This window comes from Xylophilus sp. ASV27 (assembly GCF_016428875.1).
Lineage (GTDB): Bacteria > Pseudomonadota > Gammaproteobacteria > Burkholderiales > Burkholderiaceae_C > Xylophilus.
In genome coordinates, this window is the sequence record NZ_JAELTO010000338.1 from 1 (window position 1) to 326 (window position 326).

The 326-nt window shown below is 77.0% G+C and carries 1 protein-coding gene; it reads right to left on the reverse strand.

The window, feature by feature from the left end; translation table 11 throughout:
• Positions 1-326 (reverse strand): delta-60 repeat domain-containing protein (locus JHD63_RS23220; RefSeq protein WP_198973161.1); only part of this gene is annotated, 326 nt, incomplete at both ends.

Consider the following 326-nt stretch of genomic DNA (forward strand, 5'->3'; position numbering starts at 1 on the left):
AAAGCCCGTGTCCAGCGAGCCATCGGCGTTGAGGCGGGCCAGGCGGTTGCGCGTCTGGCCGCCCAGCTGGGTGAAAGCGCCCCCCACCAGTACCTTGCCGTCGGGCTGCACGGCCAGGCTGTACACCTGTCTCTTATACACATCTGACGCTGCCGACGAAGAGAACCTAGTGTAGTTCTCGGTGGGGGGGGGGTGATTATAAAGGGGGGGGGGGGGGGGGGGGGGGGGGGGGGGGGGGGGGGGGGGGGGGGGGGGGGGGGGGGGGGGGGGGGGGGGGGGGGGGGGGGGGGGGGGGGGGGGGGGGGGGGGGGGGGGGGGGGGGGGGG